Source organism: Methylorubrum sp. POS3, assembly GCF_043352485.1.
Lineage (GTDB): Bacteria > Pseudomonadota > Alphaproteobacteria > Rhizobiales > Beijerinckiaceae > Methylobacterium > Methylobacterium suomiense.
This window is the reverse complement of sequence record NZ_JAPRBT010000001.1, coordinates 1752374-1772235: the sequence shown is the minus strand read 5'-3', so window position 1 is coordinate 1772235 and position 19862 is coordinate 1752374. Positions and strand designations below refer to the sequence as shown.

Below are 19862 nucleotides of genomic sequence, written 5' to 3'. Positions count from 1 at the left end.
TGGTTCCGGCAAATGCTCCGTCCAGGGGCGGCCGGTTCCACGGAGAAGGTGCGTGAACGCTCCGATCCCCTATCACCCCTCCGTCGAGCAGCTCCGCACCGACGAGGACGACATCCACGCGCAGATGCTGGCGACCTTCGCCAAGATTCAGGGCACCACCTTCAAGGATTACGGCCGGGCGGTACGCGGGGTGCACGCCAAGAGCCACGGCCTGCTGGAGGGCCGGCTGGAGGTTCTGCCCGATCTGCCCCTCGAACTGGCGCAGGGTGCCTTCGCGGAGGCCCGCACCTACGACGCGATCCTGCGTTTCTCGACCAATCCCGGCGACATCCTCGACGACAGCGTGTCGACCCCGCGGGGGCTCGCGCTCAAGCTCGTCGGCATCGAGGGCGAACGGCTGCCCGGGGCCGAGGGCACGACGCAGGATTTCGTGATGGCCAATGCGCCCGCCTTCACGGCGCCGGACGACGCGGCCTTCCTCAAGAGCCTCAAGCTGCTGGCGGCCACGACCGACACCCCGCAGATGTTCAAGAAGGCCTTCTCCGCCGTGTTGCGCGGCGTCGAGACCGTTCTGGAGAGCGTGGGCACCAAGAGCCCGACCCTGATCTCCATGGGCGGCCATCCCGAGACGCATATCCTCGGCGAGACCTTCTTCAGTCAGGTGCCGGTGCGCTGGGGCGATTACGTCGCCAAGGTCGCCGTCGCCCCCGTCTCACCCGAGCTGACGGCGCTGACCGGCGCCGCCCTCAACGTCAACGGCAAGCCGGACGGATTGCGCGAGGCGGTCAGGGCCTTCTTCGCCGAGCACGAGGGCATGTGGGAGTTGCGGGCGCAGCTGCGCACGGGCGAGGACTCGATGCCGGTCGAGGATGCCTCCGTGCCATGGCCGGAGGAGGAGAGCCCCTACGTCGCGGTGGCGCGGCTCACCGTGCCGCGCCAGGATTCCTGGAGCGAGGACAAGGTGCGGCGGATCGACGACGGGCTCGCCTTCAATCCCTGGCACGGGATCGAGGCGCACCGTCCGCTCGGCGCGATCATGCGGGCACGCCGCGTCGCCTACCCGGCCTCCGCCGGTTTCCGCGCCGAGCATAACGGCTGCCCGATCCACGAGCCGGGCCGGCGATAATCCGGTCAGCGCCGGTCCGGCGCCAGGGTGGCGAGGGCGTCGGCCAAGGCATCGACCTGCTCCTCGCTATGGGCCGCCGAGAACGCGACGCGCAGGCGGGCAGTGCCCGGCGCCACCGTCGGGGGGCGGATCGCCACCACCAGGAAGCCGCGCTTCTCCAGAGCCGCCGACAGGGCCAGGGCGGCCTCGGCCTCGCCGACCAGCACCGGCACGACTGGGCTCTCCGCCTCGGCCAGACCGAGCTGCGCGGTGAAGCGGCGGGCGAGCGCCAGCGGCCGGGCGGCGCGCTCAGGCTCGCTCTCGACGATGGCCAGCGCCGCCAGCGCCGCCGCCGCCGAGGCCGGGGGCAGACCGGTGGTGTAGACGAGGCTTCGCGCCCGGCTCGTCAGGAGGTCGATGACGGCCCGCGAGGCGCAGAGATAGCCGCCGTAGGAGCCAAGGGTCTTCGACAGCGTGCCCATCTCCAGCGGCGCCCGAGGTCCGGGCTCGACCACGCCGAGGCCGTGGGCGTCGTCGACGAGCGTCCAGGCATCGTAATCCTGGGCCAGCGTCAGGATCTCGGGCAACGGCGCGCGGTCGCCGTCCATGCTGAAGATCCGCTCGGTAAGGATCAGCGCGCGCCGAACCGATCCACGATGCGCGCGCAGCAGCGCCTCAAGGGCCTCGAGTGCGTTGTGGGGAAATACCTCGACCCGCGCCCCCGACATCCGCGCGCCCGCGAACAGGCAGGAATGGCCGAGTTCGTCGATCAGGATCAGGTCGCCGGGGCCGACCAGGGCCGGCGCGATTCCGAGATTGGCGAGATAGCCGGAGCCGAACACCAGGGCCGCCTCCTTGCCCTTGTGCCGGGCGAGCCGCTCCTCCAGCGCTGCGAGCGGCGGGCTGTTGCCGGTGACGAGCCGCGACGCGCCGGCGCCGGCACCGTAGCGGGCGAGCGCCTCGGCGGCGGCGGCGATCACCCGCGGATCGTGGGACAGGCCGAGATAATCGTTGCACGAGAATGAGACGAGCGTGCGCCCCGCCCGCTCCGCCCCGGCCGCCGGGCCTCGGGCCGTGGGGACGAGGCGACGGCGCAGAGAGGCCGCGTCGAGGCCGGCGAGTTTTTCGGCAGCGAAGGCGTCGAGGCTGTCGGACATGATGCCTGAAGCGACGGGGGAGCGGGCGATGTCAAGCGTCGCCTGGGAAGAGCCCTGCCCAGGCGACGGCACGAGGATCGACGGCCCCGAACCCACCGGCCCCCGGGGCGTTGCCCGCCCGACGCCCCCAGCCGGATCTCACCGATGCGCCTTTCCCTCGCCGCCATCGCCCTCGCCGTGATCGCGCTTCCCCTGGCAACTCCGGTCCGGGCCGGTCCCGCGCAGGATTATACTTTCGGCGAACAGCGTTTCCGCCGGGCCTGCCCCCCGCCGCTCAAATACGCCGCGGGCGCCTGCGTGCGCCGCTGCCCGGCGGGATACGAAGCCCTCGGCCGCTACTGCCGCTTCCGCAGCATGCGGCGCTGATCGCCACCGCTTGATTGGCCCCGGTCCCGGCGCGGGGCGGGATCCCGCAGCCGCGCCGTCGCCGCGCCGGGCCGCGACCGGTTCTTGCAAGCGACCGTCGGCTGTTACCCAACCGAGCCGGTCGCGGCCGCGGACCGGCTTGCGCCGTGTGCCGCCCCGTGCAACCTTCGGCACGTCCGATACAGACGATACGGGAGAGCCCAGGCCGCTCGCGAGAGGGGCTATGGCGCCGACGGAGCAACCACCCCCGGAAACTCTCAGGCACAATCACCGTATCGTTGGACAATCTGGAGAGAGGCGCCGTCCGGCGCCCACCGAAGGAGAAACCCTGAGCCCGAAGGGCTGAGGGGAAGCTCTCAGGTAACCGCGACAGATGGGGGCACCTCGCTCGGCCGACCGGCCAGCGAGCGCCGCATGTCGTGGGGTTGCCCGATGAGTCCGAACGCCGCCGGGGCGTCGTCGCCGTCCGAATCCATCTCCGTCGCACCGCCGCTCGCGCAGACGCCGCTGCACGTCTTCCATCTGCGCCACGGCGCCAAGATGGTGCCGTTTGCCGGCTATGCGATGCCGCTCCAGTATCCGGCGGGGCTGCTGCATGAGCATCGTCACACCCGTCGGGCGGCCGGCCTGTTCGACGTGTCGCATATGGGCCAGATCGTGCTGCGGCCGCGCTCGGGCGTGGTCGCGGAGGGGGCACGTGCCCTTGAGGCGGTGATCCCGATCGACGTGCTGGGGCTCGCCGAAGGGCGCCAGCGCTACGGCTTCCTGACCGATGCGGCCGGGGGCATCCTCGACGACCTGATGGTGGCCCACCTGCCGGGGCGCCTCGTCGTCGTGGTCAACGCCGCCAACAAGGCGGCGGACACCGCGCATCTTCGGGCGACCCTGCCGGACAGCGTCGCGGTCGAGCCGGTGCCGGGGGGGCTCATCGCCCTGCAGGGGCCCACCGCCGCCGCCGCCCTCGGGCGCTTGCTCGGTCACTCGGCCGATCTCGACGCGATGCGGTTCATGGACGTGCGGGAGGTCGCGATCCTCGGTGCGCCCTGCCTCGTCAGCCGCTCCGGCTATACCGGCGAGGACGGCTTCGAGATCGCCGTCCCGGCGGAGGCCGCCGAGGCCCTGGCCGAGGCCTTGCTCGCCGATGCATCGGTGCTGCCGGTGGGCCTGGGCGCCCGCGATTCCCTGCGCCTGGAGGCCGGCCTACCGCTCCACGGCGCCGATATCGATCCCGGCACCAGTCCGGTCGAGGCCGGGCTCGCCTGGGCGATCTCCCCCGTGCGCCGCAGCGGCGGAGCCCGCGCCGGCGGGTTCCCGGGGGCCGCACGGATCCTCGAGGAGATCACCAGGGGCCCGGCCCGACGCCGCGTCGGCTTGAGGCCGGAGGGCCGGGCGCCGGTGCGGGCCGGGGCGACGCTCTTCGCGGACGCGGCGGCGGACGAGGCGATCGGCCACGTCACCTCCGGCGGCTTCGGCCCGAGCCTCGAGGCCCCCGTGGCCATGGGCTTCGTTCCGGCGGCGCTCGCAGCCCCCGGAACCCGCGTCTTCGCCGAGCTGCGCGGAACGCGCCTGCCGCTCGTCGTCTCGCGCCTTCCCTTCGTCCCGGCCGGCTTCAAGCGCGGCTGATCCCCTCCCCTCTCTGCAGGAGAACCGAACCATGCTGCGTTTCACCGACGAGCACGAATGGCTGCGCCTCGACGGCGACACCGCCACCATCGGCATCACGGCCCATGCGGCCGAGCAACTCGGCGACCTCGTCTACGTCGAGCTGCCCAAGGTCGGCGCCAAACTCACCAAGGGCGAAGCGGCCGCTGTGGTCGAGTCCGTCAAGGCGGCCTCCGACGTCTACGCCCCGCTCTCCGGCGAGGTCACCGAAGTGAACGAGGCGGCCGGCAGCGATCCCGCCTCGATCGGCGGCGATCCGCAGGGGGCGGGCTGGCTCTACCGGCTGAAGCTCGACGATCCGTCCGACATGGACGCGCTGATGGACGAGACGGCCTACGCGGACTTCGCGAAGTAGGGCCGCCGCTGCTGCTCATCCCATCCATCCCCCTCATCCTGAGGTGCCCGCCTTGGCGGGCCTCGAAGGAGGGCTCCAGGGATCATGCGACTTCCGGAGCCCTCCTTCGAGGCCTCCGCTGCGCTCCGGCACCTCAGGATGAGGGGATGGGTGGGAACGGGAGCAGCGGAGCACCCGCCATCCGCTCGACCGCCATTTCCTGACGCCGCGGCCATCGGCTGCCCACAAGGACTCCCCCATGAAATACGATCGTCACGATCCCTTCGACTTCGCCGCACGGCGTCACATCGGCCCCAAGCTCTCCGAAATCGACCAGATGCTGGAGACGGTCGGCGCGACGTCGCTTCCTGCATTGATCGACGAGACCCTCCCCCCCGATATCCGGCAGGCCGCCTATCTCGATATCGGCACCTCCCTCACCGAGCGGCGCTCGCTGGAGAAGCTGCGGGCGACCGCCAACAAGAACCGGCTCCTCGTCTCACTGATCGGCCAAGGCTATCACGGCACGACGATGCCGCCGGCGATCCAGCGCAACATCTTCGAGAATCCCGCCTGGTACACCGCCTACTCGCCCTACCAGCCGGAGATCAGCCAGGGGCGGCTCGAAGCCCTTCTCAATTTCCAGACCCTTGTCTGCGACCTGACCGGGCTCGACGTCGCCAACGCGTCCTTGCTGGACGAGGCCACCGCCGCGGCCGAGGCCATGGGCATGGCCAAGCGCGTGGCGAAATCCGACAAGGCCGTGTTCTTCGTCGATCAGGACTGCCTGCCCCAGACCATCGCCGTCCTGAGGACCCGCGCGGCCCCGCTCGGCTGGGAGATCGTGGTCGGTGATCCCTTCGCGGATCTGGACCCCGGCACCGTGTTCGGGGCGCTGTTCCAGTATCCGGGCGTGAACGGCGCCATCCACGACTTTTCGGACAGGATCGCGGCGCTTCATGACGCCGGCGCGCTCGCCGTGGTCGCCGCCGATCCGCTGGCGCTGACACTCCTGAAACCGCCGGGCGAGATGGGGGCCGACATCGCGGTCGGCTCGATGCAGCGCTTCGGCGTGCCGATGGGGTTCGGCGGCCCGCACGCCGCCTACATGGCGACCCGCGACACCCACAAGCGGGCGCTGCCGGGGCGGATCGTCGGCGTCTCGGTCGATACCCGCGGCAACCGCGCGTACCGCCTCGCGCTCCAGACCCGCGAGCAGCATATCCGCCGCGAGAAGGCGACTTCGAACATCTGCACCAGCCAAGTGCTGCTCGCCGTCATCGCCTCGATGTTCGCCGTCTATCACGGGCCGGCGGGGCTGAAGGCCATCGCGCTGCGCGTGCACCGCGACGCCGTTCGACTTGCCGCTGGCCTTGAACAGCTTGGCTTCACGGTGAGTCCCAAACATTTCTTCGACACGATCACCGTCGAGGTCGGGCCGTTCCAGGGCGTGATCCTGAAAAGCGCCGTCGAGAACGGAGTGAACCTGCGCAAGGTCGGCGCCGACCGCATCGGCATCAGCGTCGATCAGCGCACCCGCTCCGACATCGTCGAGGCGGTGTGGCGCGCCTTCGGCGGGACGGATCTCGCCTACGACGACACCTACCCGGCGCCGCGCCTGCCCGCGGCGCTGGAGCGGACCTCGGAATACCTCACCCACCCGATCTTCCACATGAACCGGGCCGAGAGCGAGATGACGCGCTACATGCGCCGCCTCGCGGACCGCGACCTCGCCCTCGACCGGGCGATGATCCCGCTCGGCTCCTGCACGATGAAGCTCAACGCCACCGCCGAGATGCTGCCGGTCTCCTGGCCGGAATTCGCGGAGCTGCACCCGTTCGTGCCGCCGGATCAGGCGGAGGGTTACCGCGAACTGATCGACGACCTGTCGGAGAAGCTCTGCGCGATCACCGGCTACGACGCGATCTCGATGCAGCCCAATTCCGGCGCGCAGGGCGAGTATGCCGGGCTGCTCGCCATCCGCCGCTATCACCTGTCGCGGGGCGAGCCGCACCGGACGGTCTGCCTGATCCCGTCCTCGGCCCACGGCACCAATCCGGCCTCGGCGCAGATGTGCGGGATGAGCGTGGTCGTCGTCGGCGCCGACGCGCACGGCAATATCGACGTCGAGGATTTCAGGAAGAAGGCCGAACAGCATGCCGAGAAACTCGCGGCCTGCATGATCACCTATCCCTCCACCCACGGCGTGTTCGAGGCGCGGGTGCGGGAACTCTGCGACATCGTCCATGCGCAGGGCGGACAGGTCTATCTCGACGGGGCGAACCTCAACGCCATGGTCGGGCTGGCGCGGCCCGGGGACATCGGTGCGGATGTCAGCCATCTCAACCTGCACAAGACCTTCTGCATCCCCCATGGCGGCGGCGGGCCGGGCATGGGCCCGATCGGGGTGAAGACGCACCTGATCCCGTTCCTGCCCTCGGATCCCCGAAGCGGCGAGGAGGGGGCCGTTTCGGCGGCGCCCTTCGGTTCGGCCTCGATCCTCCCGATCTCGTGGAGCTACTGCCTGATGATGGGCGGGCGCGGCCTGACCCAGGCGACGCGGGTGGCGATCCTGAACGCCAACTACATCGCCGCGCGCCTCTCCGGCGCCTATCCTGTCCTCTATTCTGGCCGGGCGGGCCGCGTGGCGCATGAATGCATCGTCGACGTCCGGCCGTTCCAGAAGAGCGCCGGGATCACCGTCGAGGACATCGCCAAGCGACTGATCGATTGCGGCTTCCACCCGCCGACCATGAGCTGGCCCGTCGCCGGCACGCTGATGATCGAGCCGACCGAATCCGAGACCAAGGCCGAGATCGACCGCTTCTGCGACGCCCTGCTGGCGATCCGCGAGGAGATCCGGGCGATCGAGGACGGGCGGATGGACCGGGCGAACAATCCGCTCAAACACGCCCCCCACACGGTGCAGGATCTGATCGGCGAGTGGGACCGTCCCTATTCCCGCGAGGCTGCGTGCTTTCCCTCCGGGTCGCTGCGGATGGACAAGTACTGGCCTCCGGTGAACCGGGTCGACAACGCCTACGGCGACCGCAACCTCGTCTGCTCCTGCCCGCCGCCGGAGGCCTATGCCGAGGCGGCGGAGTAGGAGACGACTCCCCTCGCCCACCCGAGTCGGACCAGCCTGACTCGGGCAAACGCTCGCCGATCCCGGGAGCTGCCCGAGATCGAGGGGCGAGAAGCGGCGCACGTTTGACTCGGCGGCTTCGACCCCCCAATCCCGCACGCCATGACCGCGCGCGACAGCCATCCTCTCTGGCGGCCCTACACCCAGATGAAGAGTGCCGCTCCGCCGCTCGAAGCGGTGGCGACGCGGGGCTCCCGCATCGTGCTGGCCGACGGGCGCGAGCTGATCGACGGCATCGCCTCGTGGTGGACCGCCGTCCACGGCTACAATCATCCCCACATCGCGGCATCCGTCGCGGACCAGCTCGCCGCGATGCCGCATGTCATGTTCGGCGGGCTCACCCACGCCCCGGCCGAGCGGCTGGCGCAGCGCCTGACCGCGCGGCTGCCGGGCGACCTGAACCACGTCTTCTTCACCGATTCCGGCTCCGTCGCCGTCGAGGTCGCGCTGAAGATGGCGGTGCAGCTCTGGCTCAACCGCGGCAAGACCGGCCGCACCCGGGTGCTCGCCTTCCGCGGCGGCTATCACGGCGACACGATGGGGGCGATGTCGGCTTGCGACCCCGAGGAGGGAATGCATCGCCGCTTCGGCGCCTACCTGCCGACCCAGGTTTTTTGCGAGTTGCCGCGGACGGCCGATCAGGAAGCCGCGCTCGACGCCGCACTCGCCCGCCATCGCCACGAACTCGCGGCCGTGATCGTCGAGCCCCTGGTCCAGGGGGCGGGCGGGATGCTGACCCATCCGCCCGAAGTGCTCGCCACGGTGGCCCGCCTCGCCCGCCGACACGGTCTGCCGCTGATCGCCGACGAGATCTTCACCGGGTTCGCCCGCACCGGCACCTTGTTCGCCTGCGAGCAGGCCGGCATCGTGCCCGACATCCTGTGCCTGTCCAAAGCCCTGACCGGCGGCACGATGGCACTCGCCGCCACCGTCGCGACCACCGAGATTTTCTCCGCCTTCTGGTCGGACGACCCCGCCGCCGCGCTGATGCACGGGCCGACCTTCATGGCCAATCCGCTGGCCTGTGCAGCGGCCAATGCCAGCCTCGACCTGTTCGAGACCGAGCCGCGCCTGGAGCAGGCCCGCGCCATCGCGACGCGGCTGGAGGACGGCCTGCGTCCGCTCGCCCGATCGCCGGGCGTACGGGCGGTGCGCGTGCTCGGCGCCATCGGCGCGGTGCAATTCGCCGAGGCACCGGATCTCACCGCGCTGAAGCAACGCCTCGTCGCCCGCGGCGTCTGGGTGCGGCCCTTCGGCGACATCCTGTACCTGACGCCCGCCCTGACCGTGCCGGAGGACGACCTCGACCGGCTGATCGCGGCGGTGGTGGCGGAGACCAGAGCTCTCGCCTGAGACGCGATCGCGCCGATCCCGGTCTCTTCCAGGCATCTCGGACAGCGCACATCCTTCCGCAACCGATCGAAGCCGCGAACGAAGCGTAGAAGCCAGGAATAGCGAAGGCCCCGGAAAAGACCGGCGACGCCCGAGACCAGACGAGACCGGAATGGATCCTTGCGAGCGATCGCAGGCCAGGCAAGTCGCTCCGGGTTGACCTCGCTGCGCGAGCGCGGGACCCTGCAACCCGCAGCGGGGTTTCTCGTTGGATCATCGCGGCCCCCGGATGGTTTCAGCGCCGGAAACGGACAAGCCGGCGAACAACTTGGGTCGTGGGGGCAATCGGGGAGAGCCAGGTGGCGAGCCAGATCGAGACGACGAACCCGCAAGACCGGCGCGACGACGCGCGCGAGGGCGATCGCCCCGTCATTCTCCTGGTGGAGGACGAGGCACTGACCATCATGGATTTGGGCGACGTGCTGGAGGATGGCGGCTACGACACGGTGCAATGCGCCTCCGCGGAGCGCGCGCTCTCGATCCTGCAGAACCGGCCCGACATCTGCGGCCTCGTGACCGATGTGGAATTGTCGGGGCGCGTGAATGGCTTCGAGCTCGCCACCTCCGTGGCCCAGGCCCGACCCGACCTGCCGATCCTGATCGTCTCCGGCCGGGCCGCCCCCGATCCCGAGCGCATGCCGGCCGGCGCCCAGTTCATCGCCCGCCCCTGCGCGGGCGAGGATATCCTGGCGCGGCTCAAGGGGCTGATGCCGACCTGCTGAGCGGATCGTGTCCGGCGGAAAGCAGGGTGACGGCAGTCCCCCCGCACGTCCAGCGCAGGTGCCTTCCGCATGACGACCCTCGCGACATGCGATGGCGCCGCTCCGTCGCGTGGACGGCTCACGCGTGGCCGAGCACGGGCTTCCGTTTCACGAGCCGAGCCTCTGGACAGGGCAGCGTAACGGCTGCCCTTCCTGTCCTTCCCGCCGTCGGCAGCCTCCGAAGCGTCAGAATGAAACGCCGAACCGCCCGGAGGCTCCTGGCCCCGCGGCGCAGAGAGGGCGTGCGCCGGCCATCATCGAAAGTCGGCAAAAAATCCCCCTGCGGCCTCGTGCCCGACCGCGGCCGCGGAGAAAAAGCTCTGCACAATGAATTCGCCGTTCATCCAACGTTCGAACGGCGCGAGCGATGGTGAGGCGTGAAGCCTGGCCGTGGGAGTCCCTGCGGTCCGTCCCATAGAACGCCGACGCCGGACGCCTCCCTTGAAGATCGCCGTCATCGCTCATCTCAAGTTCCCGATCGGCCAGCCCTATCTCGGAGGGCTGGAGATGCACACGCATCACTTGGCCGGCGCCCTGCGCCGCCGCGGGCACCGGGTCACGCTCTTCGCCGCCGCCGGCTCGGATCCGGCGCTCGTGCCCGATCCGGTCTGCCCGCCGACCGGCGACGCGCTCGGCGACCCCGTCGCCTTCGAGCGGATCGCCCACGCCGAACACGCCGCCTACGAGCGGATCGTCGAGGCGATCGCCCAGGGCGGCTTCGACGTGATCCACAACAACAGCCTCCACCCCCTGCCACTCAAGGCGAGCAACCATCTGGCCGCACCGATGGTGACGGCGCTGCACACCCCGCCCTTCGACTCGCTGACGGAAGGCGTGCTGGCGGCCAAGCCCGGCATGATCTTCGCCGCGGTCTCGCCCTCGCTGGCGCAGGAATGGGCCGAGCTGGCGCCGAACGCCCGCATCATCGGCAACGGCATCGATCTCTCGACCTTCGCCTTCAGCCCCGCCGCCGATCCGGCCGGTTACGTGTTCTGGAGCGGGCGGATCGTGCCCGAGAAGGGCACGCATCTGGCGATCGATGCCGCGCGCGCGGCCGGTATCCCCCTGCGCTTCGCCGGCCCGCAGCCGAACCCGCGCTACTGGGACGAGTGGATCGCCCCGAGGCTCGGCGAGGGCGTGACCTATGTCGGGCATCTCTCCCACGCCGCACTCGCCGGTCAGCTCGGCGGCGCGCGGGCGGCCATCGTATCGCCGCGCTGGGAGGAGCCGTTCGGCCTCGTCGTCGCCGAGGCGCTCGCCTGCGGCACGCCGGTCGCGGCCTTCGCCCGCGGGGCGATCCCCGACATCGTCGATCGCCAATCCGGTGCGCTAGCCCGGGCGGACGATGTGGCGGATCTCGCCCGCGCCATCACCCGCGCGGTCGGCCTCGACCGGCGCGCCTGCCGCCGCCGCGCCGAGACGCTGTACGACGCCGACGTGATGACCGACGGCTACGAGGATCTCTATCGCGAGGTGCTGGCCGGCGAGACGCCCGCGCGGCGTCCGACGCGGCCCGTCCTCGAACGCCTGATCGCCTGACCGCCATGGCGCCGCTTCCCGGCCCGGCCGTCATCTGCATCCCGGCCCGCAACGAGGCCGAGCGGCTGCCGCGGCTGCTGCGGGCTCTCGACCGGCAGGACGGCTTTTCCTCCGTCCACCGTTTGCGGGTCGTGGTGGTCGCCAACAATTGCACCGACGGCACCGTCGCCGTCGCGCGCGGGCTACCCCTCGACAGGATCGACCTGCGCCTGATCGAAGCGACCTTCGCCGGCGCCGAGGCCCATGTCGGCACCGCCCGACGCCGGGCGCTCGATCTCGGCGCCGAATGGCTGGAGGCCGACGGCACGCCCGACGGCGTGCTCCTGACCACCGACGCCGATGCCCGGCTCGATCCGTCCTGGGTCGTCGCGAACCTGCGCGCCCTCGAGGGCGCCGAGATCGTCGGCGGACGCCTCGTCATCGACGACGAGGGCGACGATCTCGGGGACACCGATCCGGTGCTTGCCGCCTTCCACGCCCAGGTGGAGCGCTACTGGGCGGGCGTGCGCCTCTTGGAGGACAGCCTCGATCCGCCTCCGCACGATCCGGCCCCGCGCCACGGCGATCATACCGGCGGCAGTCTCGCGCTGCGCGCCTCGCTCTACCGCGCGGTCGGCGGCCTGCCGGCCCTGCCGCGGGGCGAGGACAACGCGCTGGTGGCGGCCGTTCAGCGGGCGGGGGGCCGCCTGCGCCACTGTCCCGCCGTCTCGGTGCAGGTTTCGGCCCGCACCGCCGGGCGCGCGGAGGGCGGCATGGCCGTCGAGATGCTGCGCCGCGCCCGCGTGGTGCGCGGCGGCGAAGCCTATCGCCTGCCGGAGGCGGGCTTCTGGCGCGACCTGATCCTACGCCGGGCCCGCCTGCGCCGGGCTTGGCGCGAGGGCGCCGCCATCGACACCCTCGCGGGCCTGGGGCTGGACGCGCAGGATCGCGCCGCCATCCTGACCGATTGCCCCAACGACATCGCCTTCGTCGAACGCACGATGGCCCACCTCGCGCCGAACGATCCCCCGGCGCCCGAATGCGGGCTGGATCAGGCGCTGGCCGATCTCGACGCGCTGGCGGCGCAACTCCGGCGGGACGCCGCGGCGTGACGCGACCCGTCGGTTACTATGTCCATCACCAGGGGGCGGGGCACTGGCAGCGCGCGGTGGCGCTCGGTCACGCGTTGCGGGCGCTCGGACGACCCTGCACCCTGATCGGCACCTTCGCGGGGATCGATACGGCCGCCGCGCCGGGCCCCGTGCTCGACCTGCCCGACGACCGCCTCGCCGACACCTTCGATGGGCGGGACGGGGCGGCCGGACGGCCCGACGCCTTCCACTACGCGCCGCTGAACCATCCGGGGATCCGCGCCCGCATGGGGCGGATCGCCGCCTGGGCCGTCGAGAACGACCCGGCGCTGATGATCGTCGACGTCTCCTGCGAGGTCGCGCTGTTTGCCCGGCTCCTGTCGGTGCCGAGCCTCGTCGTACGGCTCTCGGGGTCGCGCACCGATACGCCCCATCTCGAAGCCTTCCGGGCAGCCAGCCGCCTGCTCGCGCCGTTTCCGGCGTCGCTCGACGGCGGCGACGTGCCGGAATGGGTTCGGGACAAGACGGATTTTGCCGGCTTCCTCGGTGCGGAAGCGGCGCCTTCGCAGCCCGAGGACGGGCGCGTCGTCGTCGTGTTCGGCCGCGGCGGCGAGGGCGGCGCGTTCCCCCGCCTCGCGGAGGCCGCCACCCGCGTGCCGGATCGTGAGTGGCACGTGCTCGGCCCCGTGACCGGCGCGGGTACGGCCCCGAGTAACCTGCATTGTCACGGCTGGGTCGGCGACGTGCGCCCCCACCTCGCCGCCGCCGCGCTCGTGATCGGCGGGGCGGGCGACGGTCTCGTCACCGCGGTGGCCGCGCAGGGCAAGCGCTTCCTCTGCCTCCCGGAGGCCCGCGCCTACGGCGAACAGGAGGCCAAGGCGGAGGGGCTCGCGCGGCTCGGTGCGGCCCTCGTCCATCCCGGCTGGCCGGAGGTCGAGGCGTGGCCGAGCCTCGTCGCGCGGGGGCTCGCTCTCGACCCCGCCCGCATCCGAGCCCTCGTCGAGCCCGACGCCCTCGCCCGCACGGCGGCCTCGATCGAGGCTTTGTGTCGGGGCTGACGGGACGGAACCCGCGACGATGTCGCGTTGGGAAGGACGCCGGCGGGGTTCGCGGGTTCCGCGCCCCGCGTCAGGGATACCACACCGCTTAAGGCTGCACGCGCTCGACGAGGGCCAGCATGGCCAGCTGCACCTCCGTCAAGGTCGATCCGGATGCGTCGGTGATCGTGGGCGCGTCGGTCCGAGCCGCCCGCAGATCGTAGACCGCCAGCAGCGCTTCGCTCGCCGTGTCGTGCAGGCTCGGTTCGGGCCGGTCCGCCCCGATGCATTCGACCCTGTACATCTTGGTGTCCGATCTCTGTACGACACCGTACCGAACACATGAGATGCGTATCGGTTCAATATCGATAGTCCTGATGCATGTTAATCACTGGTTGTCTGGAAATGTCCGTTTTCAGACGATTCTCAGCTTGTGAGCAATTTCCCATCGCGTTCGCCGACCAATCGGTTATGCGCCGAGAGCTTCATTTTGCTCAGCTTACGACCAAACTCCTTGCCCGCTCACTCGATCCCCCAGAACCGGCTGTTGGCCCAACTCAGCGCGGACGATCTCGCGCTGCTGCATCCGCATCTGCAGCCGGTGGATCTGCCCGTCGGCATGGTGTTGATCGAGCCCGACCGGCCGATCACCCACGCGGTGTTTCCCGAGACCGGGTTGTGCTCGGTGATCGCGAGCATGCAGGAGCGCAATCGCATCGAGATTGGTCTGTTCGGGCGGGACGGGCTTGCCGGCACCGTCCTCGTGCTCGGCAGCAATCGGGTGCCGCACCAGACCTTCATGCAGGTGTCCGGCGCCGGCTTGCGGATCGAGGCCGAGGCGCTGACGCAGGCGATCGAGGCCAGCGCGACCCTGCGCCTGCTCCTGCTGCGCTACACTCAGACCTTCCTGGTCCAGACCGCGCAGACGGCACTCGCCAATGCCAGTGCGCCGGCCGAGGAGCGGCTCGCCCGCTGGCTCGCGATGTACCATGATCGGCAGGACGGCGACGACCTCTCGGTCACGCACGAGTTCCTGTCGTTGATGCTAGGCGTGCGCCGGCCCACGGTGACCGTCGCCCTGCAGATGCTCGAGGGCGCGGGGCTGGTCCGGGCGCAGCGCGGGCGGGTGCGGGTGCTGAACCGCCCCGGCCTGATCGAGGCCGCGGGTCCGGCCTATGGGCCGGCGGAGGCCGAGTACGAGCGCCTGATCGGCCCTCTGCGCCGCTGCGGTACCGAGGGTGGCCCGGATCAGAGCAGCACGTCGTAGGGCACTTCTTCCAGTACGGTGCCCGCCTCGTCGGTGATGACGAAGACGTTCCGCTTCCATTCGCACGGCGGGCCGTAGACATGGGGCAGGCGCAGCATCTCCCGCAGCGTCTCGAGGGCGAGCACGCGGGCCGCCGCGGCATCGGGCACATCATCGCCCTCCTCGTCGCGGATCAGCACGCCGTGGCGGCGGATGTTGAGGAAGTAGCGGGGCAGCGTCATCCCTCCCCGAACAGCCGCTCGTACTCCGCTTCCGCCGGACCGTAGCTGTCGCTCGCGAAATCCATCAGACCGGCCCGGTCCAGCACGATGACGCGGCCGCGCTTCGCCTGGATCAATCGGGTGCCTTCGAGGATGTGCAGGGCCGTCGTGACGCCCGGTCGACGCACGCCCAGCATCATCGCCATGAAGTCGTGCGTGATCGGCAGTTCGTCCCGGCCGAGGCGGTCCTGCGTCATGAGGATCCAACGCGCCAAGCGCGCCTCGATGTTGTAGTCGGCGTTGGCGTAGACGGTCTGCCCGACCTGTACGATCAGAGTCTGTACGTAACGCCCGAGCACGCCCCGCAGTGCCGCGCTGGCATCGAGTGCGGCGCAGAGTTCGGCGGCAGCGATCCGGAGAGCCGTGCCGTCGGCCTGCACCATGGCGTTGTGCGGGGTCCGATCGGTGCCGAGCAGAAGCGGCACGCCGATCATGCCCTCGCGGCCGACGAGACCGATCTCGACCCGCCCCTCGCGGGTATCGGCGATCAGCGAGACGAGCCCATCCTCCAGGAAATAGGCATGGGCGATCGGCTGATCGGATGTGATGACGCATTCGCGGATCGTCATCGGCGTTTCCGCCAGATGCGGGGCGAGCCGGGCAAAGTCCTCCGCCGTCAAGGCAGCGAGAAGCCGATTGCGAAGAGCGGATTGTCGAAGCTGTGGCATGGCCCGGCTCCCGTTTGGGGCAAGAGCGCACGCCGTCTCCCAGCCGCCTGCGCCCGAACAATTCGGCAGGCGATGATATCTATATAGGTATCGGGGGACGCGTTGGCCTCGGATGTGCTCCGATCCAGTGGAAGTCGGATTGTCGAGCAGAGACGTCGCGCAGTCGAGCGCCGGACAGCGTGACCGATGGAACCTGCTCCGGCGCGGACCTCGGGAAGCGCGATCTCGTCGACTTCGGATCGCAACGAACCGCGTCCAGTACGATTCCGGACAAAGGCGCCGGAACCTATTCCCGCCCCTGAGACGGTCAGCTAGTACTATCTCATGAGCGTTTCCGGCTTGCCAAGTCTTCGCATGTACGACTTCAAGCAAACATATGTTGAGAAGACCGCCAGCCATCGCCGTGTAGTTTTGGTTGAAGCGGCTCCGATCATCGCTTCCGATCTCATGGAAGCTGTTGCGACAGCGGACCGGCATGCGCTCGGACCACCCCGAAGATCGCCGGAGACACGGTTCTTCTTGCTGCACCGGACGATGCCGAGCATCGTCTTTGGACAGGAACAGCGGGACGGAGCGGGCTGGGCCATGCTCGGGAATCCGCACCGACGGGGAATGCCCAGGGTCGGCCACGCCGCCTGCGCGGAGGTGCCCGGGCGCACGTCCGAACTCCGTGACATCCCCTTCCTGAGTCGACCGGCCTGGACGGACGACATCGTCGATACGGTGGCGCCGCCGCTGCCGGCGAGGAGCAGACCATGACCAGCCTGCAATCCCGTCTGCAATCGCAATTCGACATCGCGCTGCGTCCCGCATCGGGACCGCTCGATGGAATGGCCGGCCCTCTGGCCCGGCGCCTCGGCGCCCATGCTCCTCTCTCCAGCGACGACCTCGCCGCCCTGTCGCACCTCGCCATCCGAGAGGCGATGATCACCGCGCATACCGACCTCGTACGCCAGGGCGATGCGGCGGAGGGTGCCTTTCTCATCCTCGAGGGGATCGCCTGCCGCTACGTTCAGCGGGCCTCCGGCGCCCGCCAGATCCTTGCCCTGCTGCTGCCGGGAGATCTGTGCGACCCGGATCTGGCCCATCTCGAACGCTGGGACCACGGCATCGCCACGCTCTCACCCTGCCGGGTGGCCCGAGTGCCGCAGGCGGCGGTCGAGGATCTGATCGCCCATCATCCCGCCGTCGCGCTGGCGCTGCGGCGTGCCAAGCTGGAGGCCGAAGCGCGCAGCCGCAGCTGGCTGACGGCCCTGGGCATCGGGCTCGCCGTGGAGCGGCTGGTGCGCCTGTTCTTTGAGATCCTCGACCGGCTGCACGCCGTGGGATTGGCCGACCGCAACGAGGGCCCGCTGCCGCTGACGCAGGTCGACTTGGCCGAGTGCATCGGCATCAGCACCGTCCACGTCAACCGCGTGCTGCAGGAGCTGCGTCGTGCGGGACTTCTGGAGCTGAAAGGCGGTCGCCTGCGCCTCCTCGATCGCGCCAGCCTCGAAGCCGTGGCCGGCGAATAGGGACCGCGCACAAGCACAGACTTATGAAAGGAATAAGCCGGGACGCGTTGCCGCAACACCGGAAAGGTTAAGGACATATTCTGAAAGCCAGAATACCATCAAAGTCAATTTTCGCGGATGTGGCCATGCTTCTTCATATCGACGTCGTCGATGGCGATACGTTTACCCGCGACGAGGACGGACTCGAATTCATGAGTCTCGATGAGGCCTGCGCAACGGTCGTGGCGCTGCTTCCGGAACTCGCGCGCGAGGCCGTGCATGGCCCGAGGCGCCGCGCCGCCATGCTTCGGGAGCGCGAGCGCATCATCGCCGCCGAGATCCGGGATCCGGCCGGCGCCGTCCTGTTCCGCACGCGCCTGCGGCTCGACATGGAGTGGTCGGCGCCGCAGCGATGACCCACGGCGCGGCCTCCGCACTCTTCAGAACGGCCGGTCGGCCGGCACCCGCGCCGCCGCGACCTCGTCCGGGGACGGCGGCCGCAGCACGGTGAGGTCGGGCTCGCGCTCGGCCGCGATCAGGCCGAGACCGGCGAAGGCATTGAGCCAGCCGTCCATCGGCCACAGCCCGTGGCGGGCGCGAAAGCGCCGGGCGTTGCGAACGATGTCGGCGAAATGCTGGAGCGGCGGATCGCAGGACAGGTGGTGCTGGTGGAAGGCCGGCGGCACGCCCGCCAGCAGCACCGGCACCCCGGCCTCGGCGGCGCGGAAGGCGAGATCGGTGTCCTCGGCGCCGTAGCCGTCGAACCCCTCGTCGAAGCCGTCGAGCCGGTCCCAGGTGGCGGCCCGCACCGCGAAGGCGAGGGACCAGAACAGGCCGGGATTGTCGGTCGGCGCGAACCCGGTCTCCGGGAAGGGACGCGCCGGGTGCAGCATCCCCAGGCGCATCAGGTCCGCTTCCGTCCAGCCGTCCCGCACGGCTCCCGCCGGCAGGTAGCGGATCGGCCCGCAGACGAGCGCGTCCTGCGCCTGGGCCACGGCGGCCAGGCCCGTCACCAGCCCGGCGGCGGGGATGCAATCGACGTCGAGATAGACGAGGATGTCGCCGCGCGCCGCCTGGCGCCCCGCGTTGCGGGCGGCGGCAAGCGGCAGGCCCTCGCTCGGAAGGGCGACGCGCCGCAGCGGGAACGGCGTCTCGGGCAGCGGGGCGGGATCGCGCCCCATTTCCACGACGACGCACTCGGCCGGGGCGTTGCCGCGGGCAAGCCCCTCGAGCAGGCGCGCCAGATGGGCCTCGCGCCCCTTGTTGAGCGTGACGACGCTGATGCTGCTCACGGATCTCGGTTTCCGGCGAATGATCGGCGCGTTGTGCCGGGGCGATCCTGAAACGGGGATGAAGGGCGGTCAGCCCTCCGCGTCGAGCCAGCCCAGCATCCCCCGCGCCGCCGCCCGGCCGCTGGCGAAGGCAGCCTGGAGCAGGTAGCCGCCGGTCGGCGCCTCCCAATCGAGCATTTCGCCCGCCGCGAACAAGCCGGGGCGGGCGCGCAGCATGAAGCGTTCATCGAGTTCGTCGAAGGCGAGGCCGCCCGCGGTCGAGATCGCCCGGTCCATCGAAGCCGGCGCGGTGAGACGCAGGGGGGCGGACTTGATCGCCGCCGCCAGGGCGGCCGGTTCGGCCGGCAGGGCATTGGCGTGCGCCTCGCGCAGCAGCGCCGCTGCAACCGGATCGAGCCCCGCCGCCTTGCGCAGGCGCGTCGAGAGGCTCTCGCCGGGGCGCGTGCGGGCGAGGCGCCCGGTCAGGGCCGCCGCGTCGAGGTCGGGCCGCAGATCGAGGACGAGAAGGGCCGCCCCCTCGCGCTCCACCGCCTCGCGGATCGGTCGGCCGAGGGCGTAGATTACGCCGCCCTCGATCCCGCCGGCCGTCACCACCGCCTCGCCGCGCGCCGCCGTCCCGTCGATCCGGGCCGCGATGCGCTTGAGCGGCGCTCCGGCGAAGCGTTCGGCGATGTGGGAAGACCAAGCCACGGCGAAGCCGACATTGGCCGGTCTCAAGGGGGTGACCGCGAATCCGGCGTTTTCCAGCAGCGGCACGAAGGAGCCGTCCGAGCCGAGCCGCGGCCAGCTTGCGCCGCCGAGTGCCAGAAGCGTCGCCCGCGGGCGGACATGATAGGCGCCCTCCGGTGTATCGAAGGTGAGCGTGCCATCGGCGCCGAGCCCGGTCAGACGATGGCGGGTCCGGATCGTGACGCCGCGTCCGGCGAGACGCGCAAGCCACGCCCGCAGCAGCGGCGACGCCTTGAAGCTCCGGGGAAACACCCGCCCGCTCGACCCGACGAAGGTCGGCTGGCCGAGATCCTCGCACCAATCCCGCAGGGCCTGGGGGGGATAGGCCTCGATCGCGGCGGCCAGTATGGCCGGGGACGGATGATAGCGGGCCAGGAAGGCCGGCAGCTTCTCCGAATGGGTCAGGTTGAGCCCGCCGCGACCGGCGATGAGGAACTTGCGCCCGACGGAGGGCATCCGCTCGTAGACGGTGACGCTGCGTCCGGCATCGGCCAGGGTCTCGGCCGCCATCAGCCCCGCCGGGCCCCCGCCGACGACCGCGATCTCCTGCGCCATGCCCCTGCGATCCGTATCCATGGATGCCGG

20 protein-coding genes and 1 riboswitch are annotated in these 19862 nt (G+C 70.6%); of the genes, 14 read left to right on the top strand and 6 right to left on the bottom strand.

What is annotated here, in order from left to right; all coding sequences use genetic code 11:
- Positions 1 to 52 precede the first annotated feature (52 nt).
- Positions 53 to 1126 carry a catalase family protein gene (locus tag OWC43_RS08505; RefSeq protein ID WP_393956345.1) on the top strand — a complete coding sequence of 358 codons (1074 nt, stop codon included), beginning with the start codon at positions 53 to 55 and terminating at the stop codon, positions 1124 to 1126.
- Positions 1127 to 1131: 5 nt separating this feature from the next.
- Here the strand turns inward: OWC43_RS08505 and OWC43_RS08500 are convergent, their stop codons facing one another.
- Entirely contained in the window at positions 1132 to 2262 is a 1131-nt protein-coding gene (locus OWC43_RS08500) for an aminotransferase class I/II-fold pyridoxal phosphate-dependent enzyme (RefSeq protein ID WP_393956344.1), read from the bottom strand.
- 144 nt (positions 2263 to 2406) lie between these two features.
- Between OWC43_RS08500 and OWC43_RS08495 the strand changes: the two genes are divergently transcribed.
- The 9 genes from OWC43_RS08495 to OWC43_RS08455 all read left to right on the top strand — a co-directional run bounded on the left by OWC43_RS08495 (position 2407) and on the right by OWC43_RS08455 (position 13589).
- Positions 2407 to 2628 (top strand): hypothetical protein, encoded by a 222-nt coding sequence (locus tag OWC43_RS08495; RefSeq protein WP_393956343.1) that lies wholly within the window; start codon positions 2407 to 2409, stop codon positions 2626 to 2628.
- 277 nt (positions 2629 to 2905) lie between these two features.
- A riboswitch (glycine riboswitch) is annotated at positions 2906 to 3011 on the top strand.
- Between the two features lie 49 nt (positions 3012 to 3060).
- Positions 3061 to 4251, top strand: coding sequence for a glycine cleavage system aminomethyltransferase GcvT (gcvT, locus tag OWC43_RS08490; protein WP_393956342.1), 1191 nt, complete (start codon positions 3061 to 3063; stop codon positions 4249 to 4251).
- 31 nt (positions 4252 to 4282) lie between these two features.
- Positions 4283 to 4645 carry a glycine cleavage system protein GcvH gene (gene gcvH / locus OWC43_RS08485; protein WP_393956341.1) on the top strand — a complete coding sequence of 121 codons (363 nt, stop codon included), beginning with the start codon at positions 4283 to 4285 and terminating at the stop codon, positions 4643 to 4645.
- Between the two features lie 238 nt (positions 4646 to 4883).
- On the top strand, positions 4884 to 7730 hold the full coding sequence (gene gcvP / locus OWC43_RS08480; RefSeq protein ID WP_393956340.1) for an aminomethyl-transferring glycine dehydrogenase: 2847 nt from the start codon (positions 4884 to 4886) through the stop codon (positions 7728 to 7730).
- Between the two features lie 141 nt (positions 7731 to 7871).
- Positions 7872 to 9122 carry an adenosylmethionine--8-amino-7-oxononanoate transaminase gene (locus OWC43_RS08475; RefSeq protein ID WP_393956338.1) on the top strand — a complete coding sequence of 417 codons (1251 nt, stop codon included), beginning with the start codon at positions 7872 to 7874 and terminating at the stop codon, positions 9120 to 9122.
- 338 nt (positions 9123 to 9460) lie between these two features.
- Positions 9461 to 9883, top strand: a complete 423-nt coding sequence (locus tag OWC43_RS08470; protein ID WP_137830394.1) for a response regulator — start codon at positions 9461 to 9463, stop codon at positions 9881 to 9883.
- A 480-nt stretch (positions 9884 to 10363) separates the two neighbouring features.
- Positions 10364 to 11461, top strand: a complete 1098-nt coding sequence (locus OWC43_RS08465) for a glycosyltransferase family 4 protein (RefSeq protein WP_393956337.1) — start codon at positions 10364 to 10366, stop codon at positions 11459 to 11461.
- Positions 11462 to 11466: 5 nt separating this feature from the next.
- Positions 11467 to 12552, top strand: a complete 1086-nt coding sequence (locus OWC43_RS08460) for a glycosyltransferase (RefSeq protein WP_393956336.1) — start codon at positions 11467 to 11469, stop codon at positions 12550 to 12552.
- Positions 12549 to 13589, top strand: a complete 1041-nt coding sequence (locus OWC43_RS08455; protein WP_393956335.1) for a glycosyltransferase — start codon at positions 12549 to 12551, stop codon at positions 13587 to 13589. The genes OWC43_RS08460 and OWC43_RS08455 overlap by 4 nt, the downstream gene beginning before the upstream one ends.
- Before the next feature lie 88 nt (positions 13590 to 13677).
- Here OWC43_RS08455 and OWC43_RS08450 read toward each other — a convergent pair whose 3' ends face one another.
- A complete protein-coding gene (locus tag OWC43_RS08450) occupies positions 13678 to 13872 on the bottom strand; it encodes a hypothetical protein (protein WP_137830390.1) in 195 nt (64 codons plus the stop codon).
- Positions 13873 to 14082: 210 nt separating this feature from the next.
- Between OWC43_RS08450 and OWC43_RS08445 the strand changes: the two genes are divergently transcribed.
- Positions 14083 to 14835, top strand: a complete 753-nt coding sequence (locus OWC43_RS08445) for a Crp/Fnr family transcriptional regulator (RefSeq protein ID WP_393956334.1) — start codon at positions 14083 to 14085, stop codon at positions 14833 to 14835.
- Here the strand turns inward: OWC43_RS08445 and OWC43_RS08440 are convergent.
- On the bottom strand, positions 14817 to 15056 hold the full coding sequence (locus tag OWC43_RS08440) for a DUF6894 family protein (protein WP_393956333.1): 240 nt from the start codon (positions 15054 to 15056) through the stop codon (positions 14817 to 14819). The two genes, OWC43_RS08445 and OWC43_RS08440, sit on opposite strands and share 19 nt — an antisense overlap.
- On the bottom strand, positions 15053 to 15763 hold the full coding sequence (locus OWC43_RS08435; protein ID WP_137830388.1) for a Crp/Fnr family transcriptional regulator: 711 nt from the start codon (positions 15761 to 15763) through the stop codon (positions 15053 to 15055). The genes OWC43_RS08440 and OWC43_RS08435 overlap by 4 nt, the downstream gene beginning before the upstream one ends.
- A gap of 354 nt (positions 15764 to 16117) precedes the next feature.
- On the opposite strand from OWC43_RS08435, the gene OWC43_RS08430 reads away from it, so the two are divergent.
- From OWC43_RS08430 to OWC43_RS08420, 3 genes are all read left to right on the top strand, one after another.
- Positions 16118 to 16522, top strand: a complete 405-nt coding sequence (locus OWC43_RS08430; protein WP_393956332.1) for a hypothetical protein — start codon at positions 16118 to 16120, stop codon at positions 16520 to 16522.
- Positions 16519 to 17277: a Crp/Fnr family transcriptional regulator gene (locus OWC43_RS08425; protein ID WP_393956331.1), complete on the top strand. Its 759-nt coding sequence runs from the start codon at positions 16519 to 16521 to the stop codon at positions 17275 to 17277. The genes OWC43_RS08430 and OWC43_RS08425 overlap by 4 nt, the downstream gene beginning before the upstream one ends.
- 125 nt (positions 17278 to 17402) lie before the next feature.
- Positions 17403 to 17672: a DUF6894 family protein gene (locus OWC43_RS08420; protein ID WP_393956330.1), complete on the top strand. Its 270-nt coding sequence runs from the start codon at positions 17403 to 17405 to the stop codon at positions 17670 to 17672.
- A 24-nt stretch (positions 17673 to 17696) separates the two neighbouring features.
- Here OWC43_RS08420 and OWC43_RS08415 read toward each other — a convergent pair whose 3' ends face one another.
- Both OWC43_RS08415 and OWC43_RS08410 read right to left on the bottom strand, forming a co-directional pair.
- Positions 17697 to 18548 (bottom strand): glycosyltransferase family 2 protein, encoded by an 852-nt coding sequence (locus tag OWC43_RS08415; RefSeq protein ID WP_393956329.1) that lies wholly within the window; start codon positions 18546 to 18548, stop codon positions 17697 to 17699.
- 69 nt (positions 18549 to 18617) lie between these two features.
- Positions 18618 to 19853, bottom strand: a complete 1236-nt coding sequence (locus OWC43_RS08410; protein ID WP_393956328.1) for a TIGR03862 family flavoprotein — start codon at positions 19851 to 19853, stop codon at positions 18618 to 18620.
- Positions 19854 to 19862: the final 9 nt, after the last annotated feature.

What these genes read in the sequence shown, in the direction of transcription:
- OWC43_RS08435 (WP_137830388.1), bottom strand. Translation starts at nt 15,763, where the DNA reads ATGCCACAGCTTCGACAATCCGCTCTTCGCAATCGGCTTCTCGCTGCC.
- OWC43_RS08495 (WP_393956343.1), top strand. Translation starts at nt 2,407, where the DNA reads ATGCGCCTTTCCCTCGCCGCCATCGCCCTCGCCGTGATCGCGCTTCCC.
- OWC43_RS08450 (WP_137830390.1), bottom strand. Translation starts at nt 13,872, where the DNA reads ATGTACAGGGTCGAATGCATCGGGGCGGACCGGCCCGAACCGAGCCTG.
- OWC43_RS08460 (WP_393956336.1), top strand. Translation starts at nt 11,467, where the DNA reads ATGGCGCCGCTTCCCGGCCCGGCCGTCATCTGCATCCCGGCCCGCAAC.
- OWC43_RS08420 (WP_393956330.1), top strand. Translation starts at nt 17,403, where the DNA reads ATGCTTCTTCATATCGACGTCGTCGATGGCGATACGTTTACCCGCGAC.
- OWC43_RS08500 (WP_393956344.1), bottom strand. Translation starts at nt 2,262, where the DNA reads ATGTCCGACAGCCTCGACGCCTTCGCTGCCGAAAAACTCGCCGGCCTC.
- gcvH (WP_393956341.1), top strand. Translation starts at nt 4,283, where the DNA reads ATGCTGCGTTTCACCGACGAGCACGAATGGCTGCGCCTCGACGGCGAC.
- OWC43_RS08410 (WP_393956328.1), bottom strand. Translation starts at nt 19,853, where the DNA reads ATGGATACGGATCGCAGGGGCATGGCGCAGGAGATCGCGGTCGTCGGC.
- OWC43_RS08475 (WP_393956338.1), top strand. Translation starts at nt 7,872, where the DNA reads ATGACCGCGCGCGACAGCCATCCTCTCTGGCGGCCCTACACCCAGATG.
- OWC43_RS08425 (WP_393956331.1), top strand. Translation starts at nt 16,519, where the DNA reads ATGACCAGCCTGCAATCCCGTCTGCAATCGCAATTCGACATCGCGCTG.
- gcvP (WP_393956340.1), top strand. Translation starts at nt 4,884, where the DNA reads ATGAAATACGATCGTCACGATCCCTTCGACTTCGCCGCACGGCGTCAC.
- OWC43_RS08430 (WP_393956332.1), top strand. Translation starts at nt 16,118, where the DNA reads ATGTACGACTTCAAGCAAACATATGTTGAGAAGACCGCCAGCCATCGC.
- gcvT (WP_393956342.1), top strand. Translation starts at nt 3,061, where the DNA reads ATGAGTCCGAACGCCGCCGGGGCGTCGTCGCCGTCCGAATCCATCTCC.
- OWC43_RS08440 (WP_393956333.1), bottom strand. Translation starts at nt 15,056, where the DNA reads ATGACGCTGCCCCGCTACTTCCTCAACATCCGCCGCCACGGCGTGCTG.